Raw genomic sequence first — 23,064 nt, forward strand, 5'->3', positions numbered from 1 at the left:
CTCGCCAGCGTGTCATCCGGAGGCTTCCGTGTCCCTGTACGTTCCGGTCCGTCCCGTACGGTTCGTGACCGCATCCGCCCTGTTCGACGGGCATGACGCGGCCATCAACATCATGCGGCGCATCCTCCAGTCCCAGGGGGCGGAGGTGGTCCACCTCGGGCACAACCGCTCGGTGAGCGAGGTGGTCGACGCCGCGCTGGAGGAGGACGTCCAGGGTGTCGCGATCAGCTCGTACCAGGGCGGTCACGTCGAGTACTTCGAATACCTGGTCGAACTGCTGCGCGAGCGCGGCGCCGGACACGTCAAGGTCTTCGGCGGGGGCGGCGGCGTCATCATCCCCGAGGAGATCACCCGTCTGGCCCAGTGCGGCGTCAAGGTCTTCTCTCCGGAGGACGGCCAGCGGCTCGGCCTCGCCGGGATGATCAACACGCTGATCGAGGAGTGCGACTTCGACCCCGCCGACCGGCCGGCGTCGCTGGACGCCCTCCTCTCCGGCGACCGCGGAGCCCTCGCCCGCACCCTCACCGTCGCCGAGTCGCACGGTCTGGACGCCGACACGCTGGCGGCCGTCGAGGCCGCCGCCGGCGCGCGCCGCGTCCCCGTCCTCGGCATCACCGGCACCGGCGGCTCCGGCAAGTCGTCGCTGACCGACGAGCTGGTCCGGCGCCTGCGCACCGACCGGCAGGACAAGCTGCGCGTCGCGGTCCTCGCCGTCGACCCCACCCGGCGCCGCGGCGGCGGGGCCCTGCTCGGCGACCGCATCCGCATGAACGCCCTCGACGGCGAGCGGATCTTCTTCCGCTCCATCGCCACGCGCGGCGCCGGACGCGAACTCCCCGAGCACATCGACCAGTTGCTCAACGTGTGCAAGGCCGCGGGGCACGACCTGGTGATCCTGGAGACCCCGGGCATCGGCCAGGGCGACGCCGCGGTCACCAGCCACGCGGACATGTCGCTGTACGTGATGACACCGGAGTTCGGCGCGGCCTCGCAGCTGGAGAAGATCGACATGCTCGACTTCGCCGACGTCGTCGCCATCAACAAGTTCGAACGCCGGGGCGCCGAGGACGCGTTGCGCGACGTGTCCCGCCAACTCATCCGCAACCGCGAGGCGTTCGGCTCCCGCCCCGAGGACATGCCGGTCTTCGGCACGAGCGCCGCGACGTTCAACGACGACGGCGTGACCGCGCTCTACCAGCACCTCGCCGCCCACCTAGTCGAGCACGGACTCCCCTGGGAACAGGGCGTGTTGCCGCACGTCGACGTCCGCAAGTCGACCGGCGCCACGCACATCGTGCCCGCGTCCCGTACCCGCTACCTCGCCGAGGTCGCCGAGACCGTACGCGGCTACCACGCCGAGACCAAGGCGCAGTCCGAAGCCGCCGCGCGCCTCCAGCGGATCACCCAGGTCCGCGACGAACTCCCCGAGACCGTACCGGCGGTGGAGGGCCTGCACGCCGACGCGACCGACGCGCTGACCGCCGACTCCCGCAAGCAGCTGGAGGCGTGGCCGGCCACCGTCGAGGCGTACACCGGCGACGAGCAGGTCGTCCGCATCCGCGACCGCGAACTGCGCACGACGCTCACGCGCGAGACGCTGTCGGGCAACCGCGTCCGCCGCGTCGCGCTGCCGCGCCACACCGACGACGGCGCGCTGCTGCGCTTCCTGCGCGAGGAGAACCTGCCGGGCTACTTCCCGTTCACCGCGGGCGTGTTCCCGTTCAAGCGCGACGGCGAGGACCCCGCGCGCATGTTCGCCGGCGAAGGCGACCCGTTCCGCACCAACCGCCGCTTCAAGCTGCTGTCGCACGACGGCGACGCCACGCGCCTGTCGACCGCGTTCGACTCGGTCACGCTCTACGGCCGCGACCCCGACGAACGCCCCGACATCTACGGCAAGGTCGGCACTTCGGGCGTGTCCATCGCGACGCTCGACGACATGAAGGCGCTGTACGACGGCTTCGACCTCACCGCGCCCACCACGTCGGTGTCGATGACCATCAACGGCCCCGCGCCGACGATCCTGGCGTTCTTCCTCAACACCGTGATCGACGCCGAGATCGACAAGTTCCGCGCCGCCGAGGGCCGCGAGCCGTCCGCGGACGAGGCCGCGACGATCCGCGCGGGTGCGCTGGCGACCGTCCGCGGCACCGTGCAGGCCGACATCCTCAAGGAGGACCAGGGCCAGAACACCTGCCTGTTCTCCACCGAGTTCAGCCTGCGCATGATGGCCGACATCCAGGAGTGGTTCATCCAGAACCGCGTGCGCAACTTCTACTCGGTCTCGATCTCCGGCTACCACATCGCCGAGGCCGGGGCCAACCCGATCAGCCAGCTCGCGTTCACCCTCGCCAACGGCTTCACGTACGTCGAGTCGTACCTCGCCCGCGGCATGGACGTCGACGACTTCGCGCCGAACCTGTCGTTCTTCTTCAGCAACGGCATGGACCCCGAGTACACCGTGCTGGGCCGCGTGGCCCGCCGCATCTGGGCCGTCGCGATGCGGGACCGCTACGGCGCCAACGAGCGCTCGCAGAAGCTCAAGTACCACGTCCAGACCTCGGGCCGGTCGCTGCACGCCCAGGAGATGGACTTCAACGACATCCGCACCACCCTGCAGGCGCTCACCGCGATCTACGACAACTGCAACAGCCTGCACACCAACGCGTACGACGAGGCGGTCACCACCCCGACCGAGGAGTCCGTGCGCCGCGCCCTCGCCATCCAGATGATCATCAACCGCGAGTGGGGCCTCGCGATGAACGAGAACCCGCTGCAGGGCGCGTACATCGTCGAGGAGCTGACCGAACTGGTCGAGGAGGCCGTGCTCACCGAGTTCGACCGCATCAGCGAACGCGGCGGCGTGCTCGGCGCGATGGAGACCGGCTACCAGCGCGGGCGCATCCAGGACGAGTCGATGCTGTACGAGCAGCGCAAGCACGACGGCACGCTGCCCATCATCGGCGTCAACACCTTCCGCGCCCCCGGCGCCGACGACGCCCCGCCCGTCCAGGTCGAGGTCGCCCGCGCCACCGAGGCCGAGAAGGAGTCGCAGCTCCACCGCGTCCGCGACTTCCGCAACCGGCACCTGTCGTCGGCCGACGAGGCCCTCGCCGCCCTCAAGCACGCCGCGACGCACAACGAGAACGTCTTCGGCGTCCTCATGGACGCCGCCCGCGTCTGCACCCTCCAGCAGGTCACCGAGGCCTTCTTCGAGGTCGGCGGCGCGTACCGGCGCAACGTGTAGACCCGTCAGCCCGCTTTCCCGTCCCGCCCCGTCGCCGCCGCGACGGGGCGGGACGGCGAACGCAGCACCCCCGCGGTCACAGTGAGCACCCACGCCAGGGCCGTGACCAGGCAGAACGAGACAACCAGCGACGTCGCGCCGGCGATCGCGCCGATGGCCGACGGGGCGATCAGACCCGACGTATAGGTGACGGTCGCGACACCCGCGATCGCCTGGCCCGCGTTGGGGCCGCTGCGCCCGGCCGCCGCGAACGCCAGCGGGACGACGACCGCCACACCGAGGCCGAGCAGCGCGAAACCCGCCATCGCCGCCGCGGGATGCGGCGCGGTGACGATCAGCAGCCCGCCCGCGGTCGCGACGAAACCACCCACCCGGACCGTCCGCACGGCGCCGACACGGTCGATCACGCGGTCCCCGACCAGACGCGCGACCGCCATCGTCAACGCGAACCCCGTGGTGGACGCGGCGGCGAGCCCCGGCGACGTGTCGAGCACGTCGCGCAGGTAGACCGCCGACCAGTCCAGGCTCGCCCCCTCCGCGAAGACACCGCAGAACCCGACCGCGCCGATCAGCCACGCCGTCCTCGGGGGCAGCGCGAAGCGCGGCGGCGGGTGCTCGTCCGGGCCGCCCCGGGTGTCCAGGACCCAACCGGCGAACACCAGCCCCAGCACCGTCAGCACGACGGACGCGGCGGCGAACTGCACGCGCGCGTCCACCTCGGCGTGCGCCGCGATCGTGCCCGCGCCCGAGCCGAGCAGCAGGCCCGCGCTCCACATGCCGTGCAGGCTCGACATGATCGACCGGCCGAGGCGGTCCTCGGTCTCCACGCCGATCGCGTTCATGACGACGTCCGACATGCCGGCCGTGCAGCCGTAGACGAACAGCGCCGCGCACAACGCGTACACGTTCGGCGCGAGCGCGGTCGGCACCAACGCGAGCGTCCACAACACCAGCAGCCCGCGCATCGCGCGGCGCCCGCCCAGACGGTGCTGGACCGCCCCGGCCATCGTCATCGCCGCCGAGGCCCCGATCGCCGGGAACGCGAGCGCGATGCCGAGCCCGCCCGCACCGACCGACGCGTGGTCCTGGATCCACGGCACGCGCGACGCGAAGTTGCCGGTCACCGCCCCGTGCACGCAGAACACCGCCGCGACGGCGAACCGCGCCCGCACGACCCCCTCGACGCCCACCGGAATCGCGACCATGCGGGTCCCCCTTGCGCCGGACTCGGGCGGCACCGAAAACCCGCACCGCCAACGAGCGTACGTGCCCCCGCCCCCACCGGACGCCCGCTTCCGACATCCCGACACCGCCGCAAACCCACCCGCCCGGCGCCGAAGGCGGCGGTCGCGCCTGCCGCGAAGGGAGCCCCTTCGCGGCAGGCGCACACCCGGTCACGCCGCCGCTACTCCCACTCGATCGTCCCCGGCGGCTTGCTGGTCACGTCGAGGGTGACGCGGTTGATCTCGCGGACCTCGTTGGTGATGCGGTTCGAGATGCGGGCGAGCAGGTCGTACGGCAGGCGCGACCAGTCGGCGGTCATGGCGTCCTCCGACGTGACCGGGCGCAGCACGATCGGGTGGCCGTACGTGCGGCCGTCACCCTGGACGCCGACCGAGCGGACGTCGGCGAGGAGCACCACCGGGCACTGCCAGATGTCGCGGTCGAGGCCCGCCCGGGACAACTCCTCGCGGGCGATCGCGTCCGCGTCGCGCAGGATCTCCAGGCGGTCGGCGGTGACCTCGCCGATGATGCGGATGCCGAGGCCGGGGCCGGGGAACGGCTGGCGCCAGACGATCTCGGCGGGCAGGCCCAACTCCTCGCCGACCGCGCGGACTTCGTCCTTGAAGAGCTTGCGCAGCGGCTCGATCAGGCGGAACTGGAGGTCTTCCGGGAGCCCGCCGACGTTGTGGTGCGACTTGATGTTGGCGGTGCCCGTGCCGCCGCCCGACTCGACGACGTCGGGGTAGAGGGTGCCCTGGACGAGGAATTCGACCTGCTCGCCGTGCGCGCCCGCCTCGGCGACGACCTCGGCGGCGGCCTGCTCGAACACCCGGATGAACTCGCGCCCGATGATCTTGCGCTTCTCCTCGGGGTCGGTGACCCCGGCGAGCGCGGCGAGGAACCGCTCCTGGGCGTCGACGACCTTGAGGGAGACGCCGGTGACGGCGACGTAGTCGCGCTCGACCTGCTCGGCCTCGCCCTTGCGCAGCAGGCCGTGGTCGACGAACACGCAGGTCAGCTTGTCGCCGACGGCGCGCTGGACGAGGGCCGCGGCGACCGCGGAGTCGACGCCGCCGGACAGCCCGCAGATGACGTGCTTGTCGCCGACCCGCTCGCGGATGCCGGCGACCTGCTCGTCGATGACGTTGGTCATCGTCCAGTCGCCCGCGAGGCCCGCGCCGGTGTGCAGGAAGCGCTCCAACACCCGCTGGCCGTACTTGGTGTGCAGGACCTCGGGGTGGTACTGCACGCCGTAGAGCTTGCGCGCGTCGTCCTCGAAGGCCGCCACCGGGGCGCCGTCGGTGGTCGCGGTGACGGTGAAGCCGTCGGGGGCGCGGTCGACCGCGTCGCCGTGCGACATCCACACGGACTGGTCGATCGGCTGGCCGTCGAACAGCGTCGAGCCGGCGTCGGTGACCTTGAGGGCGGTCGCGCCGAACTCCGCGAGGCCGGTACGGGCGACGTTGCCGCCGAGCGCGCGGGCCATCGCCTGGAAGCCGTAGCAGATGCCGAAGACGGGCACCCCCGCCTCGAACAGGGCGGCTTCGACGGCGGGCGCGCCGTCCGCGTACACCGAGGACGGGCCGCCGGACAGGATGATCGCGGCGGGTTTCCTGGCCAGGATCTCGGCCGCCGGCATGGTGTGCGGCACGATCTCGCTGTAGACGCGGGCCTCGCGGACCCGTCGGGCGATCAGCTGCGCGTATTGGGCGCCGAAGTCGACGACGAGAACGGTTTCGTCACCGGTCGCGTCCGGACTGTTCGGGGTCACAGAGGGCCTTCCGAGGAGTGCGGGGGTCACCTCGATTCTACGGGCCGTTCGGGTGACGCCTGTCTCGGCATCCGGGAGGCCTCCCCGCGCGGGCGCACGAGGGTGCATACTGGCGGGCATGTTCGACGCGGCATACGTCTTTACCTATGGCCCCGGGATTCCCGGCGCCATCGCTGCCGCCTGAACACACAGGCTTCAACGACGCCCCGGGTTCTCGGAACCCGGGGCGTCGTCCGTCTCCGGGGTCCGCGAACCGCCCCCGCGCCCTGTGCGCGCCGCCTTCGAGGAGACACCGCCATGACCGAGAACACCAGGCAGGCCGCGTCCGCGGACGAGACCATCGCCGCGACGCGCGCCCGCATCGACGAGGTCGACCGCCGGATCATCGAACTGGTCGCCGAACGCGTGGCGTTGTCGCAGGAGGTGCAGCGCACGCGGATCGCCGCCGGGGGCCGCCGCGTACAGCTGACGCGCGAGATGGAGGTCATCGGCCGCTACCGCGAGGCCTGGGGCACGCCGGGCCGCGAGGTGGCCATGGCCCTCCTGGAGCTGGGCCGCGGGCGGGTCTGAGAGCCACTCCGCGCGTTGCGAGCGACTTGTCGTGTAATGCCGCGTAACCTCCCCCCGCCGCACATCGTTGAGCCTGCTGACCGCGCTCCCTTCGCGGAGCGGGTCGGCAGGGCCGTCAAACGGTTCATCGTCGATCGTGCGTCGCCGATGGTTCGTCGATGCGATGAGGCATGCCATGTGCGGCTGCTGTGGGACATCGCGTCGGCGCCGTGGCCGGGAGGCAGGGGACAGCCTCCGGTCACGACCCCGCCGGCGGCCGGTGTCGGGGACGCCCGACATCGGCCGCCGCGCCTCAGGCGGCGCGGGCGTGCGCACGACTACGAGCCGCCGCGACCGCCGCACCCGCCTGGCGATCACCCACTATGGGCCATGGGGACGAACTCGGGCAATCCGGCGCGCTGCGGCAATCCGGCCCGTCGGGTTCACGTTTCGCGGAAGTCGGTCACCACGGTGTCGAAGACCTTCTTCGCCGCCGACCAGTCCGGCCCGAACGACGCGACGTAGATCGAGAAGTCGTTCCCGTTCGCGGTACGGATGCCCAGGTCGATCGCGTGGCTCGACCGCAGGATGCCGCTCTGCGGGTCGAACGGGTTGCCGTCCCAGGTGAATTCCCACACCGCGGCCTCCCAGCCCGGCATCGAGACCGGGTAAGAGTCGAGCTGAAGCCGCACGTAGTTCTGCTTCTTGGCGGCGAAATCACCGTCGATCGTGCGGAAGTTGTCCAGCGGGTGCACGCCCCCGTTGTCGGTACCGATCCGCAGGAACGTCTTGCCGCGCGGATCCTTGTAGTCGATCTGCGCGCCCGACTCCGTCCGCTGCCAGCCGGTCGGGACGTACAGCGCGAACCCGGCCGGGTCGACCGTCCACGTGTAGCCCTGGATGCGCGACGGCTCCGCGGTGACCGCGCCGCTCGGCGGGGTCAGGCCGCCGGGCGACCCGGACGGCGGAGCGGTCGTGGTGCCGGGCGACCCCTCACTGCCGGAGGCACCCGCCGTCGGCCCCTGCGTGCCGCCCACCGGGTCCGCGGCACCGACCTGGCCGGTCTTGTCGGCGCTGTCCTTCTTGTCGTCCCCGCGCAGCACGAACGTCACCGCGACCCCGGCCGCCACCAGCGCGATCACCAGCGCGACGACGCCGAGCACCATCGGCTTGCGGGACGGCCGCGCGGGAGCCGCCGCGCCGCCGTACCCGAGGGTCGAAGAGCCCGCCGCGGGCGGGCCCGGGTAGGTCGGCACCGACGCCGGGTGCGCGCCGTAGGGCGCCACCGGGTACCCCGACGGCGCCTCCCCGGGGCCGGAACCGGGCCGTGGGCCGGGCCCCGGGCCGGGACCCGAGTCGTAGGGGTGGCCGGGCGGGCCGGCCGCGAAGACCCCCGGCGCCGTCCCGTGGGCGGCCGGCACGGCCATCGCCGCTCCCGGCACCGGCCCGCCGTCGGACGCGTATCCCGGCAGCGGCCCTGGCACCGTGCCGGTGCCCGGGTCTTCCCCGGTGTGCCGGACCGCCGCCGTGGAGTCGTGCGTCGGCGGCGCGACGGGCACGTTCGGCGGCACCGCGTGGATGTTCGCCTGGGTCAGGTCGCCGCGGATGATGCCGAGCAGCAGGCGCTCGACCTCCTTGGCCGGCAGCCGCTCGACGGGGTCTTTCCTGAGCAGGCCGTCGATGACCGGCAGCAGCGCGCCCGCCCGGCGCGGCGGGTCGTGCTCCTCCAGCATGATCGAGTTGAGCGTGCTGATCATGGTCGGACGGTCGAACGGGTTGCGTCCCTCGACCGCCATGTAGAGCACCAGCCCCAGCGACCACAGGTCGGCGGAGAGGTTCGGCCGCAACCCCTGCGCGCGCTCGGGGGCCAGGAAGTTCGGCGAGCCGACGAGCATCCCGGTCGCGGTGAGCGTCTGCGCGCCCGCCTCGGTGGCGATGCCGAAGTCGGTCAGGACGACGCGGCCACTGACCGTCACCAGGATGTTGGCCGGTTTGACGTCGCGGTGCAGGACGCCCTTCTGCTCGGCCGCGACCAGGGCGTTGAGCACCTTGAGCCCGACCTCGGCGGCTTCGACGGGCGTCATCGTCCCGCGCGACTTGAGGATGTCCGCGAGCGAGTCGGCGTGCACCAGCTCCATGACGATCCACGGGATGCCGTCGTCCTCGACGACGTCGTGGATGGTGATGACGTTCTCGTGCGAAATGCGGGCGGCGGTACGGGCCTCGCGGAGCGTGCGCTGCTGCTGGATCTCGCGTTCCTCGTCGTCGAGGTGGTCGGGCAGCCGCAGTTCCTTGATCGCGACGTCGCGGTGCAGCATCTCGTCGACCGCGTGCCAGACCGTACCCATGCCGCCGCGCCCGAGCACGCTCGCGAGCCGGTACCGCCCGGCGACGACGCGTGTGCCGCCGCCCAGCCGTTCTCCGGACCTGCCGCCGCCGCTGGGCGTGCCGCCGGGCGACGAGCCGTCCGCCATGTTTCCTCCCGCTCTCCCGGTGGGCGGGCTGCCGCCGACGTCCCACCGGTCCGTGTTGTCGCCCGTTCAGACTAGATGAATGAGTCCAAGGGGTGTGGTCACGGTTAGTGGTCGTAGGCGGTCATTGATCGTTTGATGGGTTGTCCGGTCTTGTCGTTGTGCCAGATCGCGGCCGTGAGCGCGAGGATGCGGCTCAGAACGCGGACGGCCGCCCCTGCGGGGCTTTTGCCGCCGTGTCGTTCCAGGTCGAGCTGGCCTTTGAGTGTCTGGTTGATCGACTCGATGACCTGCCGGAGCGGTTTGAACAGGTGTGCTCCGGCCCGTTCGGGTTCGCCCTTGCGGGCCGGCCGCAGCAGGACCAGGTGACGTTCGGTGAGGTCGCGTTCGAACTCGCGGCCGTAGTAGTGCCTGTCGCCGATGATCGTCTGGCCCGGGTGGGCGGCCATGACGTCGGGGGCTGTGTCGAGCATGTCGCGCAGGGTCTCGCGTTCGTCGGCCTTGGCGCCGGTCAGCGCGAACAGGACCGGCAGGCCGCCGAGGGTGCAGACCAGGTGCAGCCGCAGGCCCCAGAAGTACCGCGAGTGCGACGCGCAGTAGCCGTACTGGGCCCAGCCGGCCAGGTCCGAGCGTTTCGCGGTCTCGCGCGAGCAGCCGCAGCCGACCGGGGTGGAGTCGACCAGCCACACGTCGTCGCTCCACAAGGTCGTGTCGGTCGCCAGGATGCGGATCATGTGGATGAACAGCGACGATGCCGCCCGCAGCCGCTTGCCGTACCCGGACTGCCGGGGCACGTACGGGAACAGGCCGCGGAAGTCCTTGTCGACCCGGCGGATCCAACGCCGCTCGGACGTGTAGCCGAGCAGCGCCGACATGACCGCCAGCGTGAGCAACTCGGCGTCACTGAGCGTGGGCGCGAACCCGACCTTCGGGCGCGGCGGCGCCAGTTCCGGCGAAGCCTTCAAGGTGTCGTCGATCCGGGCATAGAGTGCAGTCGCGAGGGTGTCCAAGTCTTGCATCACAACACGACTGTGGACGCCCTCGCTTCATGTCCGCAGGCAATCCCTTGGACTCATTCATCTAGTGCGGTGGCCTCACTCTGTGGTCGGGCCACCGCTGTTGCGGTCGGTGGAGGACGGCGGGCCGCCCGTCGGGGGCGACGGCCCGCCGGTGGGTTCGCTTCCGGTGCCGGTGGGCGACGACGTCGGCGTCGTCTCGGTGGGCGTGGGCGTGTCGGGTCCGCTCGACGTGGTCGTCGGGACCGTGGAGGTCGGCGGCCTCACGGTCGTCGGCTCGGTCGTCCGGGGCCTGGTCGTCGTCCTGGTCGGGGTGCCGCCGTCGCGGTCGCCGGTCGACCCGCCGCGGTCCGAACCGCCGGTGGTCCTCCCGGACGACGGGGTCGTCTCGGTGGCCGTGGGCGTCCACGGCTCGAAGGTGGGTACGGCGGTCGACGCCGTGCTGTCGCCGCTGCCCGGCTGCGGGCCGCCCGACGTACTCGTGCTCACGGTGCCGCCCACGGGCCCGCTCTTGCCGTCCTGGTCGCCGAACGCGGACGGGATGATCCACAGCGCGGCCCCTATCGCCGCCGCGGCCACCGCCGCGAAGACCGCGTAGACGCCGCGCATGCGCCGCGCGGGCGGGTACGCGGCGCCCGGTTCGCCCGGCGCCGACGTGTCGGCCCCGCTCTCGCTTCCGTGGAAGCCGCCGAGCGGGAACATCGGCGGCGTGTCCCCGGGCCTCGGCGGACGGCCCAGGTCGGCCGTGGGGGCCTCACCGCCCGTACCGGCGCCGGCGGCGGGCGCGCCGGTGTCCGGGCCCTCGGGCGCCGGGGAGAACACCGACGGCGAGGCGGCTCCGCCGGCCGGCCCGAGGACGGCGGTCGGCCGGGACTCGGGAGGCGGCGCGGCGGGCGGCGCCGGGATCCGCGCGAACGACTGGTGCCCCGTGGGGCTCGGAACGTGCGGGATCGGGGACTTCCCGGCCTCCGCGCCCGGTTCGCCGCCGGGCTCGGCCCCCGACGCGGCCCCGGCGGCCCCCGACGCCGCCGCGGCGGCGAGACCGGCCGCGGCGGCCTTGCCCGCCCCGCGCGGCTTGTCCTCGGCCGTGCCCCGCTCCCTCTTGGCCGCCTCTTCCTTCAGCGCGGCGGCCAGCAGGCGTTCGGACGTCTCCTCGTCCGGCCGCGTGTCCGGGTCCTTGCGCATGAGCGCTTCGATCGCCGGACGCAACGCGCCCGCGTTCCGGGCGGGTTCGGCGTCGTCCGTCAGGACGGCGGTGAGCGTCTCGACCGGCGACGGCCGCTGGAACGGCGAACGCCCCTCCACCGCCTGGTACAGCGTCACACCGAGTGACCACAGATCGGATGCGGCGCCCGGCCGGCGCCCCAACACCCGTTCCGGCGCCAGATATTCGGGCGATCCGATGAGCATCCCGGTCGCGGTGAGCGTGGCCGAGCCCAGCACCGTCGCGATGCCGAAGTCCGTGAGCACGATGCGCCCGTCCGGCGCCATCAGGATGTTGCTCGGCTTGACGTCCCGGTGCAGGACGTCCGCCTCGCGGGCCGCCCGCAGCGCCGCCAGCACCGCGAGACCGACCTCGGCGGCCTTGTCCGGGGTGAGCGGGCCGTCTTCCTTCACGACCTCGTCCAGCGCCCGCGCCCGCACCAACTCCATGACGATCCACGGCCGGTCGTCGTCCTCGACGACGTCGTAGATCGTGACGACGTTGCGGTGCACCACGCGGGCCGCCGCGCGCGCCTCGCGCATCGCGCGTTCGCGCAGAACCTCCTGCTCCCCCACATCCAGATCGCCCGGAACGCGGACTTCCTTGACCGCGACCTGACGGTGCAGCAGTTCGTCGACGGCCAGCCAGACCGTCCCCATCCCTCCGCGCCCCAACGGCTCTTCGAGCCGGTACCTGTCGTTCACCACGCGGTCGGCCGCGCCACCGCTCGCCTCAGTCACGGGTCCCTCCCGGTCGGGCCCTGGATCCGTCGTCCCCCCACACGGCAACGTACGGAAGCCCCATGTCTATTCGACGCCGCGCGACCCGATCAGGATGCACCTGTGACGGAACCGGCACACACAAGCCGGTGGTCAATCGGTCGGCGCGAAACTGCCTCTGGCCGCCTCGAACGTAGCGCGCAGCGATTCGGTGGACGTGTCCGGGCCCGACACCCAGAAGTCGAACGTCCGTCCGTTCGCGACGTAGCGCAGGTTCATCGAGCGCCGCAGCGTACCGGAGTCGTTCCACGTGAACTCCCAGTAGCACGCCGGATTGCCCCGGAACGCGGCGTCCATCAGCTCCACCAGCTCATACCCGGGATACGCCGCGGTCCCCGACGAGCCCGTGCCGCCGGCGTCCTGGGCGGCGAGGTCGGCGTACGGGTCGCCCGACGCGTCGGGCGGGTCGACGCGCACCCCGAGCCGGGCGGACCGGCCCGGTGAGTGGAAGAACACACGGTCGCCCTGGGGTTCCGCGGCGCTCCAGCCGTCGGGGACGTCGACGGAGAAGCCCGCCGGGTCCACCACGTGGTGGAAGCCGGGCCCGGTCGTCGGCCCGGTCGTCGGCTCGGGCGCGGTCCCGGGCGTCCCGCCGGGTGTCGGCGTACCCGCCGCCCCGGTCGTGCGGCTCGTCGGCTCCGCGGACGACGCCGAACCCCCGGGCGCCACACCGCCCGTCACGACGCCGACCGGTGCGGTGCCCACCGCGGGACCGTCCGGCGGCGCCGACGTCAGCTTCGGCGCGGCCGACCCGCGGCCCGCGGAGGTGTCCGACGCGTCATCGCCGGTGGTCGCGACGTACGCCCACACCCCCGCCGTGAGCGCGGCGATCACCGCCACGGCGAGCGCCGCCCGGACCGGGTGGGAGCGCAGCGGCGAACGGCCGGCCCGCGGCCCGCCCGTCTTCGCCGCGGGACCGGGCGCGGGAGGCCCGACCCGGGGCGGCTCGGCGGGCACCGGCGGCGGACCGGCCCGGTGCGCGGCCGGCGCCGCCTTCGGAGGCTCCGGAATCCCCGGGAGCGTCACCGCCCGCGCGACGTCGCCGGTCGCGCCGCCCGTCGCCTCGGCGCGCACGTCGTCCGCGGTGCCGTCGGCGGTGTCCTCCACGGCGGGCGCGTCGGCGGTCTCGTCCACCTCGCCCGGATCGTTCGCCTCGTCCGGGACGGACACGGGGACGGGGACGACCGGGACGGCCGAATCCCCCGTCCCGACCGTGGCATCGGCCGACGAGAGCCCCTCGTCGACCAGAAGCAGCGCCTGATCCGCCGTCAGCCGCTGCTCCGGTTCGGCGATCAGCAGCCCCGCCAGCACGGCGGCCAGCACGCCCGCGTGCCGGGGCGGTTCGTAGGTGCCGTCCAACACCGCCTGGAGTGTGGCGAACTCGCCGTTGCGCCGGAACGGCGAGCGGCCCTCGAGCATTTCGTACAGCGTCGCCCCGAGCGACCACAGGTCCGACGCCGGCCCCGGACGCAGCCCGTGGGCGCGTTCGGGAGCCATGTATTCGAGCGTGCCGATCGTCGTGCCGGTCGCGGTGATCGTCGTGCTGCCGCCGAGCATCGCGATGCCGAAGTCGGTGAGCACCGCGCGCCCGCCGGCGGCCAGCAGGATGTTGGCGGGTTTGATGTCGCGGTGCACCACGTCGGCCGCGTGCACCACACTCAGCGCGCGCAGTATCTGGCGCAGGACGCGCGTCGCGTCGCCCACCGACAGGCGGCCCTCGGCCAGGTCGTCGGCGAGCGTCCGGCCGGGCACGTACTCCATGACGATCCACGGCCGTCCGCCGTCCTCGACGACATCGTGCACGACCACCACGTTGGGATGCGCCACCAGCGCGGCGGCGCGCACCTCGCGCATCGCGCGGGCCGACCGCCTCTCGCGCTCGTCGTCGTCGAGGTCGTCGGGGACGCGGACCTCCTTGACCGCGACGGTCCGGTCCAACACCGTGTCGTGCGCGCGCCACACCGTGCCCATGCCGCCCCGGCCCAGCGTCTCCGCCAACCGGTACCGCTCAGCGACCAGCCGTTCCCCGGTCGGTTCCGTCATGTTCCCGCCCCGCCGTGTGCCTGCCTGCCGTACCCCCGTACGAACCGTCGTTCCGAACCACCATGCCTACCGCACGATGGACAGGTTCTCCTTCGCGTGGTCGAAGTACGTCACCGCCGTCGACCACAACTCCTCCCGGCAGCGTACGGTCATCCAGTAGCGCACCCCGTCGGCCGTGCGTACGACCAGGTCCTTGCCGTGGAACCCCGCCCCCTCGGGCCCACGCCACACATACTCCCACTCCGCCGCGTCATGGCCCCGGTAGTCCGACGCCGCCAGCTCCAGCCGCCGGTAGTCCTCGCTGTCGCGGTAGTCGCGCGACGCGAGCGTGCCGTGCTCGCGGTGCAGGACGGACTCCTCGGGCGGCATGACGATGCCGCGGTCGACCGTGACCGTCACCGAGATCAGCCGGTCGGGGTCGTCCACCGAGAGCCCGCCGTCGGTCGTCGTACACCGCCAGCCCTCCGGCACCGGCAGCGCGAACCCCAGCCCCGACCCCGTGCGCAGCCGCCGCAGCACCGCGCCGTCGATCAGCGGGCCGAGCAGCAGGCTGCCCCCGACCAGGGCCAGCACGGCGACCAGGTCCAGGTCGATGTCGAGCAGTTCGAGTGCCCCGCCGCCGATGACACCGGCCAGCATCGCGGCGGGGACGGATCTGGAGAGCCTGCGGTGCGGCAGCACGACCCACACCGCGAGCACCAGCGCCAGCAGCGAGATCGTGTACATCGCCGCCCACGTGCCGTAGTTGGCGAACCACTTCGCCATGGCCGCGCTCATGATCGCGACGACCACCAGCACGGTCGCCCAGTGGCGGATCCACCAGCGCGGCCAGCGCCGGTAGCGCGCCCGAAACCCGCCGCCGCGCCGCGCCCGCGCGCGAGCCCGGCGGCTCGGCTTCCGCTTGCCGTCGCGCGGCGGCTTGTCGCGCGTCGGCGCGGTCTGCCCCACGCGGGTGCGCTGCACGCGCAGATTGGTGTGCGTGACTCCGGCACGGCCGTCCTCCGGGCGCGGTTCGGCGTCCTCGGCCGACTCGCCGCGACCGCGCCGCCGTATGCCCACGACGCCGGACGCCCCCGCCGAACCCCAGTAGGCCCCGGACCGGGCCGAGCCGTCACCGACCGCGAGACCGTTCACCGGGGTGTCGGCGCGCGTACTGCCGCCGCGCTTGCCCAGGCCGCCGGCCGCCCTGCCCGCCCGCCCGTCCTTGCCCCGGGGCGCCGGCATCCCCCGCCGGCCGCCGCCGTCGCCCACCGCGTGCCGCACCGGCCGTGCGCCCGACGCCGCGTCGTACACCGAAGGCTCCGCACCCGGCTCCCCCGGATACAGCGTGTGCCTGCGCGTGACACCGGTCCGCTGCCGCCCCGCGAACGTCCGGGCGTCGTCGGGGGACGCGGGCACGGGCGGCGCGGCCTCCACCGCCTCGATCAGGCGCTCGCGCAGCACCGGGACCGCCGCGCGCGCCGTCGGGTCCTGGACGAGCACCGACCGCAGCACGGGCATCAGCACCCCCGCCCTGTCCAGGTCCGGGAACCGCGCCGCGGCCACCGCGGCGAGCGTCGCCGCGTGCGTCGCGCGGCGGTACGCGGGCCGCCCCTCCACCGCCTCGTACAACGTCACACCCAGCGACCACAGGTCGGCCGACGGGCCGGGCAGCTGGCCGTCCACCTGCTCGGGCGCGAGATATTCGGGCGACCCGATCAGCGCGCCCAACTGCGTGAGCGTCGCGCTGTCCTCCACCGAGGCGACACCGAAATCGGTCAGCACCACCCGGCCGTTGCGGGCCAGCAGGACGTTCGCCGGCTTGACGTCGCGGTGCAGCACCCCCGCCTCGTGCGCGGCCTCCAGCGCGGACAGCAGCCGCAGCCCCATCTCGGCGACCTGGCCGGGCGGCAGCGGGCCGTCCTTCTCGATCTCCTGGGCGAGCGACGCGCCGCGCACCAGCTCCATGACGATCCACGGCCGGCCGTCCTCGTCGACGACGTCGAAGATCGTGACCACGTTGGGGTGGTCGATACGCGCCGCGGCGCGGGCCTCGCGCAGCATGCGGGCGCACAGCGTGCCGCGCTCGTCGTCGTCGACGTGCGCCGGGACACGCAGCTCCTTGACCGCGACCCGCCGGTCCAGCACCTCGTCGAGCGCGCACCACACGGTGCCCATCCCGCCGCGCCCCAAGCGCTCCCGAAGCCGGTACCGGCCGGCGATCAGGCGCCCGTCGGCCTCGGGGTCGGTCATGCGTGTCTCCTGTGGCTGGTCTCGCGGCGCTTCCAGTCAACCACCCCCGCCGGTGGTCGCGGGACCGGTCGCGTACGCCCGCCCGGCCCGCCGGACCGACGCCAAGTCGGCCCCGCGCGCCGGTGCTGTCGGCCGCGCCGGCTCACGCCAGCGGCACGACCTCCTCGGCCCCCATCCGGACGGCGTCGGCGGTGCGGTCGTCGGGCTGCTCCTGCGACTCGCGCTCGGCCTCCACCCGCTTGAGGTAGTAGTCGACCTCGCGCCGCACCTGCTCGTCGGTCCACCCGAGCACGGGAGCCATGAGCCGGGCACACTCCCCGGCAACGCGCACCCCCCGGTCGAAAGTTTCCATGGAGACGCGGGTACGCCGGTCCAGCACGTCGTCGAGGTGCAGCGCGCCCTCGTGGGTGCACGCGTACACCACTTCGGCGCGCAGGTAGTCGTCGGCGCCGTCCAGCGCGCGGCCGAGCCCCGGGTCGGCCTCGACCAGCGCGAGCACCTCGTCGGTGAGCGAGCCGTACCGGTTGAGCAGGTGTTCGACGCGGGCGACGTGCAGCCCGCTGCGCGCCGCGATCGCGGCCCGGGCGTTCCACAGCGCGTGATAGCCCTCGGCCCCCGCCAACGGCACCGTCTCGGTGCAGCTCGGCGCGACCTTGCGGTCCAGGCCGTGCACCGCGGCGTCGACCGCGTCGGCCGCCATGACGCGGTACGTCGTGTACTTGCCGCCCGCGACCACCACCAGGCCCGGTACCGGATGCGCCACCGTGTGCTCGCGCGAGAGCCGACTCGTCGCGTCCGACTCGCCGCGCAGCAGCGGCCGGAGGCCCGCGTACACGCCCTCGACGTCCTCGCGGCCGAGCGGCACCGCGAGGACCGCGTTGACGCGCTCCAGCAGGTATTCGATGTCGGTGCGGCTCGCCGCCGGGTGGGTCTTGCCCAGGTCCCAGTCGGTGTCCGTGGTGCCGACGATCCAGTGGCGACCCCACGGGATCACGAACAGCACGGACTTCTCCGTCCGCAGGATCAGCCCCGTCGCCGAGTGGATCCGGTCCTTCGGCACGACCAGGTGGATGCCCTTCGACGCGCGCACGTGGAACTGCCCGCGCTCGCCGACCAGCGCCTGCGTCTCGTCCGTCCACACGCCGGTCGCGTTGACCACCTGCCGCGCGCGGATCGCGTACGTGCCGCCGCTCTCGACGTCGCGGACCTCGACGCCGACGACGCGCTCGCCCTCGCGCAGGAACCCGGTCACCGAGGCCCGCGACGCGACATGCGCGCCGTACCCGGCCGCCGTGCGCACCAGCGTCATGGTGTGCCGGGCGTCGTCGACCTGCGCGTCGTAGTACTGCACCGCGCCGACCAGCGCGTCCTTGCGCAGCGCCGGCGCGAGGCGCAGCGCGCGCCGCTTCGACAGGTGCCGGTGGCGGGGCAGGCCGCGCGCGTGGCCGCCGGAGACGCCCATCGTGTCGTACAGCGCGATGCCGGTGCCGACGTACGCGCGCTCCCACGCGTGGTGCTGGAGCGGGTACAGGAACGGCACCGGCCTGACCAGGTGCGGCGCGAGGCGCTGCACCATGAGCCCACGCTCGCGCAGGGCCTCCCGCACCAGCCCGAAGTCCATCATCTCCAGGTAGCGCAGGCCGCCGTGGATCAGCTTGCTCGACCGGCTGGACGTCCCCGACGCCCAGTCCCGGGCCTCGATCAGGCCGACGCTCAGGCCCCTGGTGACCGCGTCGAGCGCGGTGCCGGCGCCGACCACACCGCCGCCGACCACCACGACGTCCAACTCGCGCTCGGCCATCCGACCGAGCGCGTCCTCGCGTGCCCGCAACCCCAACGCCGTGGTCCTCAACGCGCCGTCACCCGCTCCCGTCGTCGTCGCCCGCCGGGACCCCGCGCCGCGGGATCCGCCGAACGGACCGTCCCCGGTCCCGATCATCGCCGGTACGGCGGCCCACCGCGCGGGACGCGACGCGGCACGCCGCCTCCGACCCGTGCGCGACCGGTGCCGCGGGGCTTCCGAGCCGAGGAATCCCTCTTACCCCGGACGGGTGAACGCCCGGGGCGACGCGGCGAACATCGGCGCCGCCGCCGGGGAACGGCGGCGGTGCGCCTCAGTGCGCGGGGGAGACCGTCACCTCGACCTGCTGGAACTTCTTCAGGTCCGTGTAGCCCGTCGTCGCCATCGAACGCCGGAGCGCGCCGAAGAGGTTCATCGAGCCGTCCGAGACCTGCGACGGCCCGTTCAGCACCTCCTCCAGCGTGCCGACCGCGCCCAGGTTCATGCGGCGCCCGCGCGGCAGCTCGGGGTGGTGCGCCTCCGAACCCCAGTGGTGGCCGCGGCCCGGGGCGTCGGTCGCGCGGGCTAGCGCGGACCCGATCATGACGGCGTCGGCCCCGCACGCGACGGCCTTGGCGATGTCGCCGCTCTTGCCGACGCTGCCGTCCGCGATGACGTGCACGTACCGGCCGCCGGACTCGTCGAGGTAGTCGCGGCGGGCCTCGGACACGTCCGCGACCGCGGTGGCCATCGGCACCGCGACGCCCAGCACGTCGCGCGTCGTGTGCGCCGCGCCGCCGCCGAACCCGACCAGCACCCCCGCCGCGCCCGTGCGCATCAGGTGCAGCGCGCCCTGGTACGTCGCGCAGCCGCCGACGATCACCGGCACGTCGAGGTCGTAGATGAACTGCTTGAGGTTGAGCGGCTCCGCACGACCGGACACGTGTTCGGCCGACACGGTCGTCCCGCGGATCACGAAGATGTCCACGCCCGCGTCGATGACCGCCTTGTGGTACTGCGCGGTGCGCTGCGGCGACAGCGCCGCCGCGGTCACCACGCCCGCGTCGCGGATCTGCTTGATGCGCGCGCCGATCAGATCCGCCTTGATCGGCTCGGCGTAGATCTCCTGCATGCGCCGCGTCGCGGTCGCCGCGTCCAGCGTGCCGATCTCGGCGAGCAGCGCCGTCGGGTCCTCGTACCGCGTCCACAGGCCTTCGAGGTTGAGCACCCCGAGCCCGCCCATGCGTCCCACCGCGATCGCGGTCTCCGGCGACACGACACTGTCCATCGGCGCGGTCAGGAACGGCAGTTCGAAGCGGTACGCGTCGATCTGCCACGCGATCGAGACCTCTTCGGGGTCGCGCGTGCGCCGGCTCGGGACGATGGCGACGTCGTCGAAGTGGAAGGCACGCCTGCCGCGCTTGCCCCGACCGATCTCGACCTCAGTCACGTTGCGCCTCTCTGGTGTTTGGCGGCCACCGACTCCGCCTCGATTGTTTGGGCGGCCACCGACTCCGCCCCTGCTGTCTGGCGGCCACCGACTCCGCCCCTGTTGTCTGGCGGCCACCGACTCCGCCTGGCCGTTCGCCGGTGGACGTGAGGGACCCGGAGCGTGCGCCGCCGATCCGCGGACAAGGGTACGGGGCGGACCGAAACCGGAGGTTCCGGGCCGCCCCGTACCGTGAGGACTCTCCCGAACCGCGCGAACCCGCGGCTCAGCGCGACGACGAGTAGTTCGGCGCCTCGACCGTCATCGTGATGTCGTGCGGGTGCGACTCGCGCAGCCCGGCCGCGGTGATCCGCACGAAACGGCCGCGGACCTTCAGCTCGGGAACGGTCGGGGCGCCCGCGTACCCCATCGACGCCCGCAGCCCGCCGACGAGCTGGTGCGCGACCGCGGACAGCGGGCCCCGGTAGGGCACCTGGCCCTCGATGCCCTCGGGCACGAGCTTGTCCTCGGACAGCACGTCGTCCTGGAAGTAGCGGTCCTTCGAGAACGACTTCGCCTGCCCGCGCGACTGCATCGCCCCCAGCGAGCCCATGCCGCGGTAGCTCTTGAACTGCTTGCCGTTGATGAAGATCAGCTCGCCCGGGCTCTCCTCGCAGCCGGCCAGCAGGCTGCCGAGCATCACGGTGTCGGCGCCGGCCGCGATCGCCTTCGCGATGTCGCCCGAGTACTGCAGGCCGCCGTCGCCGATGACCGGAACCCCGGCCGGGCCGCACGCGAGCGCCGCGTCGTAAATGGCGGTGACCTGCGGCGCCCCCACACCGGCGATGACGCGCGTGGTGCAGATCGACCCCGGCCCGACGCCCACCTTGACGCCGTCGACGCCCGCGTCGATCAGCGCCTGCGCGCCGTCGCGCGTGGCCACGTTGCCGCCGATGACGTCGACCTTGGTGTTGGCCTTGACCTTGGCGATCATGTCGAGCACGCCGCGCGAGTGGCCGTGCGCGCTGTCGACGACGACGAAGTCGACCCCCGCCTCGACCAGCGCCTGCACGCGCAGGAAGCTGTCGTCCCCGGTGCCGACCGCGGCACCCACGACCAAGCGGCCGTCGGCGTCCTTCGTGGCGTTCGGGTACTGCTCGCTCTTGACGAAGTCCTTGACCGTGATGAGGCCGCGCAGCTTGCCCGCGTCGTCGATCAGCGGCAGCTTCTCGACCTTGTGGCGGCGCAGCAGCTCCATGGCGTCCGGCCCGCTGATGCCCACCTTGCCGGTGACCAGCGGCATCGGCGTCATGACCTCGCGGACGCGCCGCGCGTGGTCGACCTCGAAGCGCAGGTCGCGGTTGGTGACGATACCGAGCAGCCGGCCGTTCTCGTCGGTGACCGGGACCCCGCTGATGCGGTAGCGGGCGCAGAGTTGGTCGGCCTCGCGCAGCGTGGCGTCCGGGCCGATCGTGATCGGGTCGATGACCATGCCCGCCTCGGACCGCTTCACCAGGTCGACCTGGTTCGCCTGGTCCTCGATCGACAGATTGCGGTGCAGCACCCCGACACCGCCCTGGCGCGCCATCGCGATCGCCATGCGGGACTCGGTGACGGTGTCCATCGCGGACGACAGCAGGGGAATGCGCACACTGATGTTGCGCGTCACCCGCGACGAGGTGTCGACCTCGCTCGGCACGACATCCGACGGCCCCGGCAGCAGCAGGACGTCGTCGTAGGTCAGCCCGAGCATCGCGAACTTCTCGGGTACGCCGTCGGCCGTGAGACTCATGACACCTTCCGGTTCCGGTACGAAGTGATCGACTGGAGCGATCCGATCGGCTGATCGACACTGCGGCCGTCTTCCACTGCGGTTCCGGCCGCGGGGAAAACAACGGCTCCACCGGGCCCGCTGCCGCGCGCACAGGTTGCGGCGAACCCCGGTGGTGTGCCAGAGGGAGGACCCCCATGCTACTCGGGTCCGACAACCCCCGACCCCGCGTCCTTCCCGAACGCCCCCACTCGCCCGATTTCGCCACCCCCACCGCCGCCCGCACGACCGAGAAACCCGCCCCTGCCCCGTCCGCGCCCACCCGCCCCCGGCACGAACCGGCGGCAGCGGCACGCGAACACGACCGACAGGGCCATGGGCCGCGCACCTGGGCCCCACCGGCCGCCGGCGCCCCCGCGTGACCCGCTCGCCCGGGTGCGCGTCGCACCGCCGTGCCGCGCCACGATCGCCGTCCGGTGCGGCCCACAGCCCACCCCCACGCACCGGCGGGCGCCTCGGTGCGGAACGCGTTCGCCCGCGTCGAGATCGGTGCCGGTCAGGCCGAGCCTCGGTCGCCCTCGGCGCGATCGATCCAGGGATCGGAACCGCGCGATCCGCCGTTCACGCCGACCCGGCCGGGGCGCGTCACCGTCCCCGTTCCCGCGCGGACGGCGTCAGCGGCGGCTGTCGGTCATCGCGCGGCGCACGGACGGGCCCGCGTCGACCTCCGCGAGAAGGGCCAGAAACAGTCGGCTCACACGGTCGTGCGGCGGCTGGTCGGTGCGTCGGCGCAGGGTCTCGACCAACTCGTCATCGCGGCGCAGCATCCCGAGATCGGCGGGCGCGCGCGGCGTCGTCGTATCCAGCCTCATCTGGCGTGCCCCGGAATCGGCAGCCGTCACGCGGTCTTCTCTTCCTCGGCCAGCGCGCGCAGCCGGGAGAGCGCCCGGTGCTGCGCGACCCGGACGGCACCCGGCGACATGCCCATGGCCCGCCCGGTCTCCTCCGCGGACAGACCCACGGCGACGCGCAGCACGAGGAGTTCGCGCAAATTGTCCGGGAGCCTGCCGAGCAGGGCCCGGGCCTGCGCCGCGTCGCTGCGGCGTACCACTTGGTCCTCCGGCCCCGGGTCGTCGTCAATCGCCTCGGGGAGGTCGCACGTGGGGACGGCCGCACGCACCGCCGCCCGCTGCACGTCGACCACCTTGTGCGCCGCGATGCCGAAGACGAACGCCTCGAAAGGCCGCCCTTCGTCGCGATACCGCGGCAGCGCCGACAGCACCGCGAGGCAGACCTCCTGGGCCGCGTCGTCGGCCGCGTGCTCCGCTCCCGGCACCCGGCCGAGCCGGGCGCGGCAATAACGGAGCACCAGTGGTCGCACGTAGGCCAGTAGCTCGTCGGTGGCCTGGAGGTCCCCTTGGACAGCCCTGACGACCACGGCACGCATGCCGCTGTCGACCCGGCTGTCGGCCCTGTTCGGTCTGTCCGGCATGCGCTCGGCGATCCCGCCCATGAGATTCAGTATGCCGGGCCGTGGACCCTGCGGTT

14 protein-coding genes are annotated in these 23,064 nt (G+C 73.1%); 2 read left to right on the top strand and 12 right to left on the bottom strand.

From position 1 onward, the window contains the following. Window positions 1-64: 64 nt before the first annotated feature. Window positions 65-3,247 carry a fused isobutyryl-CoA mutase/GTPase IcmF gene (gene icmF / locus LO772_RS13790; protein ID WP_443089410.1) on the top strand — a complete coding sequence of 1,061 codons (3,183 nt, stop codon included), beginning with the start codon at window positions 65-67 and terminating at the stop codon, window positions 3,245-3,247. A gap of 5 nt (window positions 3,248-3,252) precedes the next feature. On the opposite strand, the gene LO772_RS13795 is transcribed toward icmF, so the two are convergent. Together LO772_RS13795 and guaA are read right to left on the bottom strand one after the other, a co-directional pair. Beyond that, window positions 3,253-4,452, bottom strand: coding sequence for an MFS transporter (locus LO772_RS13795; protein WP_231778705.1), 1,200 nt, complete (start codon window positions 4,450-4,452; stop codon window positions 3,253-3,255). A 200-nt stretch (window positions 4,453-4,652) separates the two neighbouring features. Then, a complete protein-coding gene (gene guaA / locus LO772_RS13800; protein ID WP_231778706.1) occupies window positions 4,653-6,242 on the bottom strand; it encodes a glutamine-hydrolyzing GMP synthase in 1,590 nt (529 codons plus the stop codon). A gap of 297 nt (window positions 6,243-6,539) precedes the next feature. Here guaA and LO772_RS13805 point away from each other — a divergent pair, with 297 nt between their 5' ends. Beyond that, window positions 6,540-6,812 carry a chorismate mutase gene (locus LO772_RS13805; protein ID WP_231778707.1) on the top strand — a complete coding sequence of 91 codons (273 nt, stop codon included), beginning with the start codon at window positions 6,540-6,542 and terminating at the stop codon, window positions 6,810-6,812. A gap of 422 nt (window positions 6,813-7,234) precedes the next feature. Here the strand turns inward: LO772_RS13805 and LO772_RS13810 are convergent, their stop codons facing one another. From LO772_RS13810 to shbA, 10 genes are all read right to left on the bottom strand, one after another. Beyond that, window positions 7,235-9,265 (bottom strand): serine/threonine-protein kinase, encoded by a 2,031-nt coding sequence (locus LO772_RS13810; protein WP_231778708.1) that lies wholly within the window; start codon window positions 9,263-9,265, stop codon window positions 7,235-7,237. Between the two features lie 104 nt (window positions 9,266-9,369). After that, window positions 9,370-10,284 carry an IS982 family transposase gene (locus LO772_RS13815; protein ID WP_231773292.1) on the bottom strand — a complete coding sequence of 305 codons (915 nt, stop codon included), beginning with the start codon at window positions 10,282-10,284 and terminating at the stop codon, window positions 9,370-9,372. A gap of 72 nt (window positions 10,285-10,356) precedes the next feature. After that, window positions 10,357-12,222 (bottom strand): serine/threonine-protein kinase, encoded by a 1,866-nt coding sequence (locus tag LO772_RS13820; protein ID WP_231778709.1) that lies wholly within the window; start codon window positions 12,220-12,222, stop codon window positions 10,357-10,359. Window positions 12,223-12,354: 132 nt separating this feature from the next. Continuing rightward, window positions 12,355-14,304, bottom strand: a complete 1,950-nt coding sequence (locus LO772_RS13825) for a serine/threonine-protein kinase (protein ID WP_231778710.1) — start codon at window positions 14,302-14,304, stop codon at window positions 12,355-12,357. Between the two features lie 66 nt (window positions 14,305-14,370). Further along, window positions 14,371-16,536: a serine/threonine-protein kinase gene (locus LO772_RS13830; protein WP_231778711.1), complete on the bottom strand. Its 2,166-nt coding sequence runs from the start codon at window positions 16,534-16,536 to the stop codon at window positions 14,371-14,373. 142 nt (window positions 16,537-16,678) lie between these two features. Next, window positions 16,679-18,388: a glycerol-3-phosphate dehydrogenase/oxidase gene (locus LO772_RS13835; RefSeq protein ID WP_231778712.1), complete on the bottom strand. Its 1,710-nt coding sequence runs from the start codon at window positions 18,386-18,388 to the stop codon at window positions 16,679-16,681. Window positions 18,389-18,650: 262 nt separating this feature from the next. Beyond that, window positions 18,651-19,766, bottom strand: a complete 1,116-nt coding sequence (locus LO772_RS13840; RefSeq protein ID WP_231778713.1) for a GuaB3 family IMP dehydrogenase-related protein — start codon at window positions 19,764-19,766, stop codon at window positions 18,651-18,653. 265 nt (window positions 19,767-20,031) lie between these two features. Next, the gene (guaB, locus tag LO772_RS13845; protein WP_231778714.1) at window positions 20,032-21,537 is read right to left on the bottom strand and encodes an IMP dehydrogenase; all 1,506 of its coding nucleotides are present in this window, start codon (window positions 21,535-21,537) and stop codon (window positions 20,032-20,034) included. A 653-nt stretch (window positions 21,538-22,190) separates the two neighbouring features. After that, window positions 22,191-22,418, bottom strand: a complete 228-nt coding sequence (locus LO772_RS13850) for a hypothetical protein (protein WP_231778715.1) — start codon at window positions 22,416-22,418, stop codon at window positions 22,191-22,193. Beyond that, window positions 22,415-23,008 carry an RNA polymerase sigma factor ShbA gene (gene shbA / locus LO772_RS13855; protein ID WP_269453234.1) on the bottom strand — a complete coding sequence of 198 codons (594 nt, stop codon included), beginning with the start codon at window positions 23,006-23,008 and terminating at the stop codon, window positions 22,415-22,417. The genes LO772_RS13850 and shbA overlap by 4 nt, the downstream gene beginning before the upstream one ends. Window positions 23,009-23,064 lie beyond the last annotated feature (56 nt).

The organism is Yinghuangia sp. ASG 101 (assembly GCF_021165735.1).
Taxonomy (GTDB): Bacteria; Actinomycetota; Actinomycetes; order Streptomycetales; family Streptomycetaceae; genus Yinghuangia.